This is a genomic window from Alteromonas sp. ABV4_515 (genome assembly GCF_056160345.1).
Genome location: NZ_JBSWWZ010000003.1, coordinates 185646 through 201202 on the forward strand (window position 1 = coordinate 185646; position 15557 = coordinate 201202).

Consider the following 15557-nt stretch of genomic DNA (forward strand, 5'->3'; position numbering starts at 1 on the left):
GTTATCATGGCTCTGAAAAATCTGACTACCGCATTTTCCCGCTTTCCTCGTTGGCTTCGGTTTAGCACTTATCTGATACTCGCCTACCTGCTTTATGCACTGTTGGTGGGGGCTATCACACCACTCGTCTTACAATCTCAACTGCCGTCGTCGTTATCTGAAACATTGGGAAGGCAGGTCAGTATCGATAAAATTGGCATTAATCCCTTTTTATTACGGGCCCGAGTGTCGGGCTTTGCTATTGCCGAAGACAGGAGCGATGATACCTTTGTTAAGTTCGACCTATTAGAAGCAGATATTGGGTTTTGGCGTACCCTCACGTCGTTTACGCCAACCGTTGAACATGTTTTCCTGATAGCGCTCTATTCAAAAGTTGAACGCTTGGATGAGGGAGAAGATACTCGCTTTAATTTCTCTGACATCCTCGACCACCTGGCAAAAAACCGCGAGCCAGAGCAGCAAGCATCCCAGCAATCATTACAGCAAACCGCTGTTCCACATATTCGATTGGACGCGTTTCATCTTCAAAAGGGACATATTGAATTAGCCGACAAGGTTACCGGTGCAACCTTGTCGTATCCTGATTTAGATCTGGACCTCGCTAACCTCGATACGCACTCCACCATTTCGTTGCAACCGGAGAAAGTTGAACAAAACGCACTGAAAAATCGTTACCGGTTAGATATTGAATCCGACGATGGGGGCAAGTTTCATTTCGATGGTTTGTTCCAGTTGGCACCACTCGAAGTTGCCGGACAAATCAGGCTAAACAATATCAACCTGCCGCCTTTGTGGCCGTTATCTGAAGACATTATTGAGGCCAGACTCAGCAGTGGACGATTAAATTTCAATGTACAGTACCGTCTTGCCGAAACAGCCGATGGCATCAATTTGAAAGCAGGAAATGGTAACCTGACCTTATCTCAACTGGCACTATCAGACAGTGAAAAAGAAAGAGTCACCGTCGATGAAATTGCTTTGAAAGGGCTGGCCATGGACACGGCCAGTACTCGGGTCGATATTGAATCATTAACAGTCGCGCGCCCTACAGTAAACGGGGTTTATAACGAAGGTAATGTAGATTTAGTTGCTATATTTACGCCTCGCTTAAAAAACGCCACATCGCCTGGCGCACCATCACAGAGTTCGCCCACCTCAGATGCTGACACCTCCGCCAATAACTGGCTCGTTACACTGAATGCTTTTTCTCTTCGCGACGGTGATCTTCAACTGGCAGAAAAACACATTGCGGAGTCAGTAAATTGGCGAGTCAGTCAGCTAGATGTTATGACGGGGGCAATACAGTCTGATTTCAGTCAACCCATAAAGTACGAAATTGGGTTTGGTATTGCCGGTGACCCAGATAACGTGCCGCAAGACCATGCCGGTACCCTTTCAACCTCGGGCGAGGCAGATATCAATACCCTCAGCTTCAACGGTGATTTTTCACTTGAAAACCTTAACCTGAGTCAATTTCAGCCTTACATCGCACCATACGCCAATGTGTCTTTAACGGAAGGTGCTGCAACGGCTCAGGGGCATTTTAAAGCGAGTAAGGAAGGCAGTATTCTGTTTGACGGTAGTGCGGGCATTACGTCACTGGACATTCTGGACGGCCTGCATTTTGAACCCTTACTTAAATGGCAGGACATGCAAGTATCTGGCATTCGTTATAGCAGCGACGATAACGAACTGCTTGTGGATAATATCGCGCTCACAGCGCCCTACGGTAAACTGCTAATTGATGAACAGCGCCGCACTAATATAGGGGCAATTATCAAAAGTGACAGTACCGACACGAACGCAGCAGAGTCCGCGACCAGTGAGCAAGTAGAACAAGCGCAAAGTGAAGCCGTCGTAGATAAAACCACGCCGCTGCTAGTAAAAATAAACAGTATCGACATCCAAAATGGCAGTGCCTATTTTGCAGATAACTCTCTCACTCCCCGCTTTGCTTCTGGTATTGAATCTTTAAATGGATCGATTTCCGACTTATATTCCCGCTCTGGCACCGCGGCCAAAGTCGATATTGAAGGCAAGATCGATAATTACGCCCCGGTATCGTTGAAAGGCGCACTGAACCCGCTGTTGGAAGATATCTTCCTTGATCTTAATTTCTCTGTAAGTGGTGCTGAACTGACCTCAGTAAACCCTTACGCCGGTACCTACATGGGTTACTACATTGATGCCGGTCTGTTGTCGCTGGATGTTGAATACAAGCTTCTAAATAACCAGCTAGAGGGCGATAACCATGCGGTTATTGATCAGCTCACGTTAGGTCGAAAAAGTGATTCCGAGCAGGCGTTGAGTCTTCCCCTTGGCCTTGCCGTCGCGCTACTTCAAGATAGCGATGGTGTGATTGATTTGGGCCTGGAAGTCTCTGGTGATTTGGATAACCCCGCGTTTAGCTTCGGTTCGATCATTTTCAATGCACTGGGGAACATCATCAAAAAAGCGGTAACCGCCCCCTTTTCATTCCTGGCTAACCTTGTCGGAAGTGATGAAGATGAACTCAACGAAGTCGACTTCTCTGCCGGTAGCGTCACCGTAAATACCGCCGCAACTGAGAAACTAAAAACCCTGGCAGATGCTCTGAGACAGCGACCCGGACTTCGCTTAAGCATTGAAGGCACGGTGAACGAAGTGAATGATACCAGGCAGATGAAAATCGATCGTCTGAACAGTGATTTGATGAAAACAGCAGGCCTAGAAAGCTTGCCTGACAACTTTTCTGCCAGCGAAATACCTCTTGAAGGACCACTGGCGCAAGCGGTAGCGCAATTGTTTAGTGAACGCACTGGGCATACAGTGGAAACCGAGCGTGAAACCCTTCGCGCACAACTCCAGCAAGGGAAAGACACCCCGCCCGAAGAAAATGAAGTGACCCGCGCTTTGCACATCGCCATGTACAATCAACTGAGAAACCAGGTAGTAATAACTGACGGAGATTTATTTGCGTTGGCAGCAGAACGGGCGAAAGCCGTGAAGGTGTTTCTTGCAAATGAAGCTGATATCAAAGCCAGCAGGCTTTTCCTGCTAAACAGCAGTCAGCACCTAAAAGCAAAAACCAGCAGCGCATTGTTAACCTTGAAAGCAGACTAGGCGCTGCGCGGGCTTTAGCGCATCCCATCGGATAAGCTAGCTTGTCCTAACAACAAAAAAAAGCGGGAAGTGATAACACTTCCCGCTTTTTTATTAATTTGCGATTTTTACTTCTGACTTTCAGAAATAAAATAACCGAGCTCTTTAATACAATGACGCAGAACCGGATTGAGACGAGTGTTTTTGCCGTTCATTACGAACAGTTCGTGTTCGAAATTGAACAAGCTACCCTTCGCAATTGGCACAAGACCTAAACTAGCGCCCTGCTCTTTGGCAATATAATCTGGCAGCAAACCAATGTACTCGCCGGTCATAATGGCTGACAACGCCGCTTCAAATGAATCAGAAAAAGTCTGAATCGCCAAACGTTGATCATCTTCGATATAGTTCGCCGAAGACAAACCAGAAATACCTATCGCAGGATAATCGCTAATCTTGATATCTTCCGGTAACGAAACATCGCGGTATTTTGCCAGCGAATGCGTTGGTGAGCAGTACAAACGTCCAGTACAGTTAACGCCCACAGGATGGAAGGTAACAGACTCAGGTTTCACCATATCGTAAGTAGAAATAACCAGGTGGCATTCACCAGACAGCGCAACATGCTCTACCTCGTTGTAAAGACGGGTCTGAATGTTTACGTGAATGTCGTCGAACTTCTTCATCGTACTTTTCACTGCTTTACTAACAGCCAGGTGCATAGAGAGTGGCAGACCCGCCATCATAACCAGTGTGACATGACCAGAATAGTCGTCGTGAAGGGATTTAAGGTTAAAGACGAAGTTATCGAAAGCATTAAAGATGCGCTTTGTTTCCTGGAAAACCACCTCACCTTCTTTGGTCATCTGAAAACCACCACGGCCGCGATGACACAGTACCAAATCTAAACGTTCTTCGAGCTTTTTGATTGCAGCACTAATATTCGGACGCTGCATTCTTAATACAGGTTCTGCAGCAGTAAATCCGTTACAACTGGCTACCGCATAAAAAACCCTTAGCAATTTAATGTCTGATTCTTGTAAACGATTCAACATGGCGCAATCCCTGAACTTATAGGTATAGTTATGAATACTTTAGAATCATAATATGTAACTGTCACGGGGATTACAACGCTATTTTGCAAGTTTCTTAGCGATAAACCGCTTTTTAATCAAACTGAAACATAAAAAGCGGTTTATAAGGGCGTGTAGGAAGGATAAAACCCTTAAGAAATGGCGACGACTTGTTTACGCAAGGTCTCAATTTCATCCCGGGTCGACGCGGCTTTTTCGAACTCAAGCTCTCGCGCATATTCGAACATTTTCTTCTCCAAATCTGCAATTTGAGACATCAAGTCGGTGGCACTGGCAGCCTGCAGCTCTTTCTTCTTCTCTGCAACTTTGCGCAGTTTAACTTTACCAGAAGCAGGTTGGGCACCGTCACCACCGAGATCCATAATATCAGTGATGGGTTTGTTCAGCCGCTGAGGCGTTAACCCATGAGCTTTGTTGTGTGCTTGTTGCTTTGCACGGCGACGATCGGTTTCGTCGATGGCTTTTTTCATCGACTTGGTGATCACGTCCGCGTACATGATAGCCTTACCATTAACGTGTCGAGCTGCGCGACCGATAGTCTGGATCAGCGAGCGCTCTGCACGCAGGAAACCTTCTTTGTCGGCATCTAAAATAGCCACCAGAGAAACCTCTGGCATATCCAAACCTTCCCGTAACAGGTTGATACCAACCAGTACGTCGAATTTCCCTAAACGCAAATCGCGGATGATCTCGATACGTTCAACGGTGTCGATATCTGAATGCAGATATCGTACTTTAACGCCGTGTTCATTCAGGTATTCACTCAAATCTTCCGCCATCCGTTTCGTCAACGTGGTGATCAACACGCGTTCGTCTAGCGCCACACGTTTATGGATTTCAGATAAAACGTCGTCTACCTGTGTCGCTACAGGGCGCACCTCAATGATTGGGTCTAGCAAACCGGTAGGACGTACTACCTGCTCGACAATCTCGCCGTCGGATTTTTTCAGTTCATAATCACCCGGGGTGGCAGACACGTAAATCGTTTGCGGGGAGATCTGTTCAAATTCTTCGAACTTCAGTGGCCGGTTATCCAGGGCCGAAGGCAAACGAAAGCCGAATTCAACCAGCGTTTCTTTTCGCGAGCGGTCGCCTTTATACATAGCGCCAATCTGCGATACGGTTACGTGTGACTCGTCGATAAACATCAAACCATCGGCAGGAAAATAATCCAACAAGGTAGGAGGCGGCTCGCCCGGCGCACGACCCGAGAGGTAACGTGAGTAGTTTTCAATACCCGAGCAATAACCCAATTCCATCATCATTTCTACATCGAACTGAGTACGTTGAGAAATCCGTTGTTCCTCTAGTAACTTATTACTCTCCAGTAACTGCGCTTTGCGCCCTTTCAGTTCTTCTTTGATATCTTCAATGGCATTGAGGATTTTTTCTCTGGGTGTCACATAATGGGTTTTCGGAAATACCGTTGCCCGTACCACGGATTTATCCACCGCGCCGGTGAGCGGATCAAACAAGCTGATTTTCTCGATTTCGCTATCAAACAACTCAACCCGCACCGCCTGCTTCTCAGAATCTGCCGGGAAGATATCAATCACATCACCGCGCACGCGGAATGTACCTCGTTCAAACGCCAAATCATTGCGCTTATATTGCAACTCTGCCAAACGACGCAGAATGTCACGCTGATCCATGGTGTCACCCTGGCGCAGGTGCAACAACATTTTCATATAGGATTCGGGGTCGCCCAAGCCATAAATGGCCGACACACTGGCCACAATAACTACGTCTCGACGCTCCATTAGCGCCTTAGTAGCAGATAGCCGCATTTGCTCAATGTGATCATTTATCGAAGCATCTTTCTCAATGAAAGTATCGGTACTCGGCACATAAGCTTCTGGCTGATAATAATCGTAATACGAAACAAAATATTCCACCGCGTTATTGGGGAAAAACTCTTTCATTTCGCCATATAACTGTGCTGCCAGCGTTTTGTTGTGAGCAAGAATGAGCGTAGGACGCTGCACATCCTTAATGATGTTGGCCATGGCGAAGGTTTTACCGGAGCCAGTCACCCCCAATAATGTCTGACTCGCCAGGCCGCTTTCAAGCCCATCAACCAGCGCTTCTATCGCTTTTGGCTGGTCGCCCGCTGGCTGATATTTGGATTGCAGTTCAAAGCCTCTACTCATTATGCTGTTTGCTCTCCTGGTTCCTGACGATGTTCAGACAACGCCCGGTTGAAATAAATATAGGACACCGTTGCCATACACAGATTGGCAACCACTACGCCCCAGAATAGGCCATTGAGTCCGAAGAACAGGCTGGCCGCATAGGATACTGGTACGTAGAAGATAAATAATCGGATGAAACTGAGCACCAACGCCGCCATCGGGCGGTGCATCGCGTTTAATGATGAATTCGTTAATATAATGATGCCTTGAAAGCCATATCCCAACGGTACAATCATTAAAAATAAGTGAATTAAAGATGCCACTTCTGCTTCTTCGGCAAACGAGGTAGCGATCCAGTCCGATAAAAGCCACAGAATGGCGAACACCAGCAATTGCCAGAAAACGACAAATTTCAGTGTCAGGCGATAAGACGCTTCCACTCTATCATATAAACTGGCTCCCACATTTTGGCTGATAATGGGCGGCAGCGTCATTGATAACGCCAAAATGACAATAGAGGCTATCGATTCGAGCCGGTTACCGACTCCCCATGCAGCCACGGCCTCAGCACCATAATTTGCCACCACCGCCGTCATTACACCACCGGCAATGGGGGTTAACATGTTAGCACCGGCAGCAGGCAAACCTATACGTAAAACCGGCAGCGCGCTTTTCTTTAATTCACTGAACGTAAGCAAGCGCGGCACCATTAACTGTTTTCTTACCGCCAAATACCAAATAATCCATACTGCTCCCACAATCCAAGCGAGTAAGGTTGCCAGGGCCGCTCCCTCTATTCCCATGGCCGGAATGGGGCCAACCCCAAAGATAAAGATAGGATCAAGTGCAGCGTTAAGTCCGCCTCCTACAGCCATTAGAATACTCGGCGTACGGGTATCGCCACTGGCGCGTAATACACTGTTACCCACCATCGGCAAAGCCAGAAACACGCTGGAGAGATACCATAATGTCATATAGTCGTGAATGAGTGGCATTAACGACGCATCGGCATTAAGTAAGGCAAAGATAGGATCGATGGTAAGATAACCGATAACGGCTAACCCGCCGACCAATGAAAATGACAACATCAGTGAGCTAGTCGCATATTCCCTAGATTCTTCCAGGTTGCCGCTGCCCTGAAGCTTACCGATTATGGCGGAGGTTCCAATGCCTAAGCCAATATTCAAACTAATCACGGTAAACGTTACCGGAAAAGTAAAACTAATTGCTGCCAGGGGCTCCGTTCCCAGCAAACTGACAAAGAAGGTATCCACCAAGCCGAAGCTCATCATCATGATCATTCCCAGAATCATCGGAATGGTCATGCGCTTCAAAATGGTGCCAACATCACCTTCTGTTAAACTTGTAGCACGCACATTTTTTTTCGAATCTGTCACATCAGTCTCAATAAAAATCAATCCAGAAGGATTAATGGTGTTAGAGCAGTTAGCCATTCAGTTTACTTGACTGCCTCCCCGCTTGCACGACTATATGGGATTTAATCAGTCACTGTTTATATACGCCATCGTGATGTCTCTAAATGCCAGGTTTCGTATGGGCGATACAATCGGCATAGAGGTTTAATCTTCTCAGAGCATCATATCTTCCCGGCGGCGGGGTTAAGCGGCAAAAGTTACCTTTATTACTACAACAATCGTATGAGATCTCGGTTTGTAATTCTGTGACACTCAGATGACAGCATTTTGACAGTGCTAGTCAGGCTTTTGACCCGATTATCCCGATAAACCGTAAACGGTTGAATCGTACAAAATGTTAAATTAGCGTTAAGTTTATGCTCAGGTGTCAAAATACTGATGGCTTATTAAGCGCGACTAGCGAATTAACACACAAGTTTGTTAATGTCTGTACAAATCAGATCAAATAGTCTACGCACTTAGATCTTTTAAAGTAAGCCATTGATAATAAATAAAATACCAAGATATCCGCGTAAGACACCAGGCTTAATTAAGCACAACAATCGCTGAATAATTAAACTAAAAGCCCACCTATCAACATAGTTATCCACAGATTTAGTGGATAACTGGCTAAAGGCCAGTATTCTCGGGTATTTGTGCCGATCCCGCATCATTTTATGTAAGTGAAGACTAACCTTAGAATTGCCTGAACAACGTTACACTTCTATTAATAACTGTACTTTAATACAGTAGTCAAAGTCTTTTTCATATTCATTTCATACTTATGACTAAAAAATAGTTATAAGCATTTAATCCAATATTTTTAGACTTTGCCTTGTCAAAATTCTGACTTTATTTTCAACAACCTACCTTAACTGGGTTTCTTCAAGTGCGTTTTTTAATCGCTTTGATGCTTTTTTGACTGAAAAGCATTAAAAAAGTTATTTTTTGAGCGAACAGTAAAAAATCTTCAAAACGTTTGTTGACAGTAACCGATTACGTCATTAATATTCCGCCCCGTTGAAAGGCAGGTCCCCCTTAGCTCAGTTGGTTAGAGCGACGGACTGTTAATCCGCAGGTCCCCCGTTCGAGTCGGGGAGGGGGAGCCAACTTTTCAATGTCAATTTCGGTTCCCCCTTAGCTCAGTTGGTTAGAGCGACGGACTGTTAATCCGCAGGTCCCCCGTTCGAGTCGGGGAGGGGGAGCCAAATTTCTCTTAATTCGATTTATAATTCCCTCCCCTCTTTAAATTCTCTCAAATTATTCATTTTAAGATTACCATTATTCTTTTGTATTAAGTTGTTAATCACGCGACAAAAAGCGATAATACGCCACCTGACAGGCAGTAGCCTGAGTGTTTTATTTCAAACCATAGATTCGCGTCCGCAACTTTACTATGACAGATTTCTTGTTGCTCTTAGTGGGCACAGTACTTGTAAACAATTTCGTTCTGGTTAAATTCCTGGGTCTCTGCCCGTTCATGGGTGTGTCTGGCAAGCTAGAAACCGCTATTGGTATGGCGATGGCCACCTCCTTTGTTCTTACGCTTGCCTCCGTAACCAGTTACCTCGTAGAAACTTACCTGCTAGCACCATTAGGAATTGGCTATCTTCGCACCCTTGCCTTTATTTTGGTAATTGCTGTAGTGGTGCAGTTCACAGAAATGGTGGTGCACAAAACCAGCCCCACCTTGTATCGCCTGCTCGGTATTTTTCTCCCGCTTATCACTACCAATTGTGCAGTATTAGGTGTCGCTTTGTTAAACCTCACCGAACAACATAACTTTGTAGAAAGCTTAATATATGGCTTCGGCGCATCCGTTGGCTTTTCGCTGGTACTTATTTTATTCGCAGCCATGCGTGAACGCCTCGCCGCTGCAGATGTACCGGTAGCGTTCAAAGGTGCGTCAATAGCGATGGTTACCGCTGGGTTAATGTCGTTAGCATTCATGGGCTTTACCGGTCTGGTGAAACTATAATGACAGTATCTATTGCCCTTATCGCCATAGGTGTCTTAGCCGCTGCATTTGGCTTGTTACTTGGCTATGCAAGCATTCGATTCAAAGTAGAAGCCGATCCGCTAGTAGAACAAATCGATGAAGTACTCCCGCAGACGCAATGCGGCCAATGTGGTTATCCCGGCTGCCGCCCGTATGCCGAAGCGATTGCCAATGGTGATGACATCAATAAATGTCCACCAGGTGGTGAATCAACCATCAAAAAACTTGCCGATTTAACGGGTAAAGAAGCGAAGCCACTGGATGCTGCTCATGGCGAGGAAGACGTTAAAAAAGTCGCCTTTATTCGCGAAGACGAATGCATTGGCTGCACGAAATGTATTCAAGCCTGCCCCGTTGATGCCATCGTGGGTGCTGCGAAGCAAATGCATACCGTATTAACCCAAGAATGTACAGGCTGTGACTTATGCGTTGATCCCTGTCCGGTAGACTGTATTGATATGTTACCTGTGGAGGTAACACCAGCGTCCTGGAAATGGGATTTTGATAAAACGCCTAAGGGCGATATTCCGATAAAGATGGTGTCTTAAGCGTGATGTTCCCGGAATTTGAAGACGTCGTTTCACGACTGGATAAAGGCCAACTTGCCACTTTTCCAGGGGGTGTTCATCCTCAGGACCACAAAGCGCTATCGAATCAGACACAGATTGCCGATCTGCCGCTAGCAAACGAATTTGTTATTCCCGTACGACAGCATATTGGGACAGACGGTACCCTGCTTGTGCGTGTGGGCGATAAGGTCATGAAAGGCCAACCCCTTACGCAAAGTAATCAGCCTTTTTCAGTACCGGTACACGCACCGACTTCCGGTGTTGTTACCGACATTACGCAGCATGTTGCCGCGCACCCCAGTGGTCTAAACGAACTTTGCGTGGTGCTGAAAGCCGATGGCCAGGACATCTGGGCACCACTTTCCCCATGCGACGATTACACCGCGCTTGATAAAACAGCCCTGATTGAAAAGCTTTGCGACGCAGGAATTTCAGGTATGGGCGGTGCAGGTTTCCCCACTCATATCAAAGCATCAGCGAATAACGAGGTTGAATTCCTCATTATCAACGGTGCGGAGTGTGAGCCCTACATCACCTCTGATGATCGCCTAATGCGAGAGCATGCAGAAAGTATTCTCTCTGGCATCGATATCCTCAGCTATTTGCTAAAACCTAAATGTGTGGTTTTTGCTATTGAAGATAACAAGCCAGAAGCACTGGACGCCATTCGAAAACAGGTGGTTTCACGCCCTCATGTCCGAGTAGTGAGCATCGAGACAAAGTATCCGGCTGGCGGCGAGAAGCAACTTATTCAAGTGGTGACAGGTCGTGAAGTACCACGAAAAGGCCTGCCGCTGGATATTGGCGTTACCATGTTCAACGTAGGTACTTGTCATGCAATCAATGATGCCATTTCATTTGGCAAGCCACTCATTGAACGGATTGTCACGGTAACGGGTAAAGCAGTAAAACGCCCTGGCAACTACCGTACCCGCCTTGGTACGCCAGTGAATCATTTATTGTCTCAGGCGGGGTATTTAGCGGATAAACAAAAAACACCGCAAGTGATTATGGGCGGGCCAATGATGGGCTTTACCCTAAATGACGCAGCAGTGCCAGTGGTTAAAATCACCAATTGCCTACTGGTTCCTGAAACCCATGAACTGACGCAAGGCGAAGACGAACGGGCATGTATTCGCTGTAGCGCTTGTGCCGATGCCTGCCCTGCAACCTTATTGCCCCAGCAATTATATTGGCACAGTAAGGCCCGCGAATACGACAAAACTCAGGAATACAATCTTTTCGACTGTATTGAATGTGGTGCCTGCGCCTATGTGTGTCCCAGTGAAATTCCACTGGTGCATTATTACCGTAAAGCAAAGGCCGATATTCGCCTCGAACTCGACGAAAAAGCAAAATCGGAAAAAGCCAAAGAGCGTTTTGAAGCCCGTAAAGCCCGGCTTGAACAAGAAAAAGCAGAGCGAGAAGAGAAGCATCGCAAAGCTAAAGAAGCCAGATTAGCCGCGGCTGAAAAGCCAGCGAGAAAAGCGGCCGATGCAACAGCCGATCCGGCGAAAGATAAAGTCGCCGCTGCACTGGCTCGGGCAAAAGCGAGAAAGGCCGCACAGGCTGCTCAAGCGACAGGCGAAAAAGCTTCCGTAGAAAAAGCGGAAGCAACAACAGCGGACGCGACCCAGGCCAGTGAGAAGCCCGCTGGTGATAAGAAAGCTGCCGTTGCCGCCGCTATTGCAAGGGCAAAAGCGAAAAAGGCTGCGCAGAATGCTGAAACAGCAGAGACCCCTTCTGACCAAGTTGTGACTCCCGCAGATTCACCAGCGCCAGCAACAGCACCAGCGAACGATCGTAAAGCGGCCGTGGCTGCCGCCGTCGCACGCGCCAAAGCCAAAAAGGCCGCGCGGGAGGCTGGCTCGCCCGCAGCTGAAGCTGTTCAACAGCAGAAAGATTCCACGCCGCAGCCAGAAGCCAGCCCTGCGCCTAATAATGAAGTTAGCGATAAAAAGGCCGCGGTGGCCGCCGCTGTTGCCCGTGCCAAGGCGAAGAAAGCGGCGAGAGAGGCCGAACAGCAATCCGCACCTCAGTCAGACACTTCAGCACCAGCAACGAAACCGGTAGAAGAAAGTGAGCAGGCTCCTGTGCCACATAATCCTGATGTAAGTGCTGAAGACAGCGCCGCAGAGGCAAAGAAAAAGCGTATCGCCGCCGCAGTCGCCAAGGCAAAGGCCAAGAAGGCACAGAAAGAAAACGAGAATAAAGCCTAATGAAATTAACCTTATCTAGCTCCCCTCACCTACGCGCCAAACGGGATACCGGACAGGTGATGCGTCTGGTGCTCTATGCCATGCTGCCAGGCGTTGCCTGTCAACTGTACTTTTTTGGCTGGGGTGTAATGATTCAGGCTGCTATTGCCCTTATTACCGCGATTGTAACCGAGGCCGCTATTCTCGCGTTGCGGAATAAATCCGTTATACGCAACCTCAGCGATTACAGCGCTGTACTCACAGCCTGTTTACTGGCAGTGAGTATTCCTCCCACCTTACCTTGGTGGATGACAGTGATTGGCACCTTCTTTGCCATTGCCATCGTGAAGCAACTTTATGGTGGACTGGGTTACAACCTCTTTAACCCGGCAATGATTGCATACGTTGTGTTGCTGGTGTCTTTCCCGGCGGCAATGACGCAGTGGCTTCCCCCGGTCTCGTTACAGGCAACACAACTGAATTTTGCTGACACGTTAAGTTTGATTTTTACCGGCTTCTCCGTGGATGGAATGGATATTACGCAGGTAAAAACAACGATAGACGGCATCACGTCGGCCACCCCTCTCGATTACGTTAAAACGGGTTTAACGCAGTCACAAACCTATTCTGAATTACTAAATTCGGGGTTGTTCAATAGCGGTGTTGCAGACAGTGCCGCGGCGGGTTGGTCATGGGTTGGCCTCGCGTACGCGCTAGGCGGCTTGCTGTTATTGCGGCTGAAAGTGATCAGTTGGCATATTCCCGGTAGCATGATGCTAAGCGTCATCATTTGTGCACTGCTCATGCACCTCATTAATCCAGACATTTACGCATCGCCGTTGTTTCACTTACTAAACGGTAGCGTTTTATTCGGTGCATTTTTTATCGCCACCGACCCGGTATCAGCGTCTACCACACAAAAAGGACGTCTGGTTTTCGGTGCTCTGATTGGTTTCTGGATAGTAATAATCCGTACTTTCGGTGGCTACCCGGACGCCGTGGCTTTTGCCGTTATCATCATGAACATGGCAGTACCGCTCATCGATTACTATACCCGTCCGCGCACTTATGGCTATTCGCGGGGTAAGCAATAATGAACACCATACTTAAAAATGGGGTAATGCTTGGCGCGTTTGCGCTGGTAACAACAGGTCTCATCGGTGTCACGTTTTACGGCACTGAAACGCGCATTGAACAGCAAAGACAACAGCGTTTGCTGTCTATCCTTAATGAAGTTGTGCCTCAGGCCACCCATGACAATGAACTGTATGCCGACTGTACAATTGTGTCAGATCCCATGCTGGGTAACGCTGATAGTCAGCACCGCGTGTATCGTGGCCGACTAAATGGCGTTCCCTCGGCACTCGTTATTGAAGCCACCGCACCAGACGGATATAGCGGTGACATCGATTTGGTGATTGGTGTGAATACTGAACTCACTGTACTCGGTGTGCGTGCGGTGGAACATCAGGAAACACCCGGGTTAGGCGACAAAATTGAACTGGCGGTGAGCAATTGGATCACCAGCTTCAATGGTGAACATTTTGAGGCTGATAATCTTGGAAAATGGCGAGTGAAAAAAGACGGTGGCGAATTCGATCAATTCACCGGTGCTACCATTACGCCCCGGGCCGTTGTTGGCGCCGTGAAAGCCTCATTATTGTACGTGAAAGCCAATCAAGAAATGCTATTTTCGGCCCCATCTAATTGTGCCGTACCGACAGGAGACGCAAAATGAGCGAATTAAAAGAGCTCACCGTTGAAGGTCTGTGGAAAAATAATCCAGCGCTAGTGCAGCTACTGGGCTTATGCCCTTTATTGGCGGTGACCGCTACCGTTATTAATGGCCTGGGGCTTGGTCTTGCCACCATGCTGGTGCTCATTGGTTCAAATGTTACCGTGAGCCTGGTACGCAACATCGTGCGTAACGAAATCCGTATCCCGGTATTTGTCATGGTCATTGCCGCATTTGTGACCATTGTTCAGTTATTAATGAATGCGTTTACCTACGAGCTTTATCTCACACTGGGTATCTTTATTCCGCTCATCGTAACCAACTGCGCCATCATCGGCCGTGCCGAAGCCTATGCGTCGAAAAATGCGGTTCTGCCTGCAGCGGTAGATGGGCTGATGATGGGCGCCGGTTTTACTGCCGTGCTAATGGTTTTAGGCGGCATGCGAGAGGCGTTGGGCTCAGGCACGCTGCTTGCCGGTGCAGATCGGCTTTTTGGCAGTATTGCGACTAACTGGACCATCACGTTGTTTGATACAGAGCAGCCATTTTTATTGGCTATACTGCCGCCAGGTGCCTTTCTTGGCATGGGATTACTGATTGCCGTGAAGAATGTTATCGATGCTCGCCTGGCCGCGAGACAACAGCCTGAAACGAAAACCGTTACCCGTATCAGGGTAACCGCTGAAAGTTAATGTTGCGCTATGAATAATACAAAAAGACGGGAAATACTCACCCGCCTGCGGGATGCGAATCCCCACCCGACCACCGAACTCAATTTTACTACCCCATTTGAATTGCTGGTTGCGGTAACCCTGTCTGCACAGGCTACAGACGTGGGCGTGAATAAGGCCACAGCTAAGCTATTCCCCGTCGCCAATACGCCACAAGCCATTGCTGATTTAGGTGTAGATGGCTTAAAGGAATACATTAAAACCATCGGCCTGTACAATGCGAAAGCCGAGAACGTACACAAGCTCAGTAAAATTATCGTTGAGAAACATAACGGTGAAGTGCCAGAAAGCCGCGAAGCGCTAGAGGCATTACCTGGCGTTGGTAGAAAAACCGCTAATGTGGTGCTCAATACCGCCTTCGGCTGGCCCACGATTGCTGTCGACACCCACATTTTCCGGGTATCCAATCGCACCAAATTCGCCATGGGCAAGAATGTAGACCGAGTGGAAGAAAAGCTGCTTAAAGTGGTCCCAAAAGAATTTAAGGTCGACGTTCACCACTGGCTGATCCTGCACGGCCGTTATACCTGTATCGCCCGCAAACCCCGCTGCGGTTCCTGTATTATTGAAGACTTGTGTGAGTTTAAGGATAAAACCGGGTAG

At 47.7% G+C, this 15557-nt stretch carries 11 protein-coding genes and 2 tRNA genes; 10 read left to right on the forward strand and 3 right to left on the reverse strand.

Annotated features, from left to right (window positions below; genetic code table 11):
- The first annotated feature begins 6 nt into the window (after positions 1 to 6).
- The gene (locus ACXAGX_RS08535) at positions 7 to 3102 is read left to right on the forward strand and encodes a DUF748 domain-containing protein (RefSeq protein ID WP_474837752.1); all 3096 of its coding nucleotides are present in this window, start codon (positions 7 to 9) and stop codon (positions 3100 to 3102) included.
- Between the two features lie 107 nt (positions 3103 to 3209).
- On the opposite strand, the gene ACXAGX_RS08540 is transcribed toward ACXAGX_RS08535, so the two are convergent.
- The 3 genes from ACXAGX_RS08540 to ACXAGX_RS08550 all read right to left on the reverse strand — a co-directional run bounded on the left by ACXAGX_RS08540 (position 3210) and on the right by ACXAGX_RS08550 (position 7632).
- Positions 3210 to 4136: a LysR family transcriptional regulator gene (locus tag ACXAGX_RS08540; protein ID WP_474817958.1), complete on the reverse strand. Its 927-nt coding sequence runs from the start codon at positions 4134 to 4136 to the stop codon at positions 3210 to 3212.
- A 170-nt stretch (positions 4137 to 4306) separates the two neighbouring features.
- Positions 4307 to 6325 carry an excinuclease ABC subunit UvrB gene (uvrB, locus tag ACXAGX_RS08545; RefSeq protein WP_474837754.1) on the reverse strand — a complete coding sequence of 673 codons (2019 nt, stop codon included), beginning with the start codon at positions 6323 to 6325 and terminating at the stop codon, positions 4307 to 4309.
- On the reverse strand, positions 6325 to 7632 hold the full coding sequence (locus tag ACXAGX_RS08550; protein ID WP_474838103.1) for an MATE family efflux transporter: 1308 nt from the start codon (positions 7630 to 7632) through the stop codon (positions 6325 to 6327). The genes uvrB and ACXAGX_RS08550 overlap by 1 nt, the downstream gene beginning before the upstream one ends.
- Positions 7633 to 8754: 1122 nt before the next feature.
- Between ACXAGX_RS08550 and ACXAGX_RS08555 the strand changes: the two genes are divergently transcribed.
- The 9 genes from ACXAGX_RS08555 to nth all read left to right on the forward strand — a co-directional run bounded on the left by ACXAGX_RS08555 (position 8755) and on the right by nth (position 15557).
- A tRNA-Asn gene (locus ACXAGX_RS08555) sits at positions 8755 to 8831 on the forward strand.
- 22 nt (positions 8832 to 8853) lie between these two features.
- Positions 8854 to 8930 (forward strand) — tRNA-Asn (locus ACXAGX_RS08560).
- 188 nt (positions 8931 to 9118) lie between these two features.
- Complete coding sequence (gene rsxA / locus ACXAGX_RS08565) at positions 9119 to 9700, forward strand: electron transport complex subunit RsxA (RefSeq protein ID WP_070123658.1); 582 nt, start codon at positions 9119 to 9121, stop codon at positions 9698 to 9700.
- Entirely contained in the window at positions 9700 to 10269 is a 570-nt protein-coding gene (gene rsxB, locus ACXAGX_RS08570) for an electron transport complex subunit RsxB (protein WP_474837756.1), read from the forward strand. The genes rsxA and rsxB overlap by 1 nt, the downstream gene beginning before the upstream one ends.
- Before the next feature lie 5 nt (positions 10270 to 10274).
- Positions 10275 to 12509, forward strand: a complete 2235-nt coding sequence (gene rsxC, locus ACXAGX_RS08575) for an electron transport complex subunit RsxC (RefSeq protein WP_474838105.1) — start codon at positions 10275 to 10277, stop codon at positions 12507 to 12509.
- On the forward strand, positions 12509 to 13582 hold the full coding sequence (gene rsxD, locus ACXAGX_RS08580) for an electron transport complex subunit RsxD (protein WP_474837758.1): 1074 nt from the start codon (positions 12509 to 12511) through the stop codon (positions 13580 to 13582). Before rsxC ends, rsxD begins: the two co-directional genes overlap by 1 nt.
- Positions 13582 to 14226 (forward strand): electron transport complex subunit RsxG, encoded by a 645-nt coding sequence (gene rsxG, locus ACXAGX_RS08585; RefSeq protein ID WP_474837760.1) that lies wholly within the window; start codon positions 13582 to 13584, stop codon positions 14224 to 14226. The genes rsxD and rsxG overlap by 1 nt, the downstream gene beginning before the upstream one ends.
- Positions 14223 to 14915, forward strand: a complete 693-nt coding sequence (locus ACXAGX_RS08590; RefSeq protein ID WP_070123653.1) for an electron transport complex subunit E — start codon at positions 14223 to 14225, stop codon at positions 14913 to 14915. Before rsxG ends, ACXAGX_RS08590 begins: the two co-directional genes overlap by 4 nt.
- A gap of 9 nt (positions 14916 to 14924) precedes the next feature.
- Positions 14925 to 15557, forward strand: a complete 633-nt coding sequence (nth, locus tag ACXAGX_RS08595; protein WP_474817953.1) for an endonuclease III — start codon at positions 14925 to 14927, stop codon at positions 15555 to 15557.

Coding starts and splice junctions, on each gene's coding strand:
- ACXAGX_RS08535 (WP_474837752.1), top strand. CDS start 7: ATGGCTCTGAAAAATCTGACTACCGCATTTTCCCGCTTTCCTCGTTGG.
- ACXAGX_RS08540 (WP_474817958.1), bottom strand. CDS start 4,136: ATGTTGAATCGTTTACAAGAATCAGACATTAAATTGCTAAGGGTTTTT.
- uvrB (WP_474837754.1), bottom strand. CDS start 6,325: ATGAGTAGAGGCTTTGAACTGCAATCCAAATATCAGCCAGCGGGCGAC.
- ACXAGX_RS08550 (WP_474838103.1), bottom strand. CDS start 7,632: ATGACCATTCCGATGATTCTGGGAATGATCATGATGATGAGCTTCGGC.
- rsxA (WP_070123658.1), top strand. CDS start 9,119: ATGACAGATTTCTTGTTGCTCTTAGTGGGCACAGTACTTGTAAACAAT.
- rsxB (WP_474837756.1), top strand. CDS start 9,700: ATGACAGTATCTATTGCCCTTATCGCCATAGGTGTCTTAGCCGCTGCA.
- rsxC (WP_474838105.1), top strand. CDS start 10,275: ATGTTCCCGGAATTTGAAGACGTCGTTTCACGACTGGATAAAGGCCAA.
- rsxD (WP_474837758.1), top strand. CDS start 12,509: ATGAAATTAACCTTATCTAGCTCCCCTCACCTACGCGCCAAACGGGAT.
- rsxG (WP_474837760.1), top strand. CDS start 13,582: ATGAACACCATACTTAAAAATGGGGTAATGCTTGGCGCGTTTGCGCTG.
- ACXAGX_RS08590 (WP_070123653.1), top strand. CDS start 14,223: ATGAGCGAATTAAAAGAGCTCACCGTTGAAGGTCTGTGGAAAAATAAT.
- nth (WP_474817953.1), top strand. CDS start 14,925: ATGAATAATACAAAAAGACGGGAAATACTCACCCGCCTGCGGGATGCG.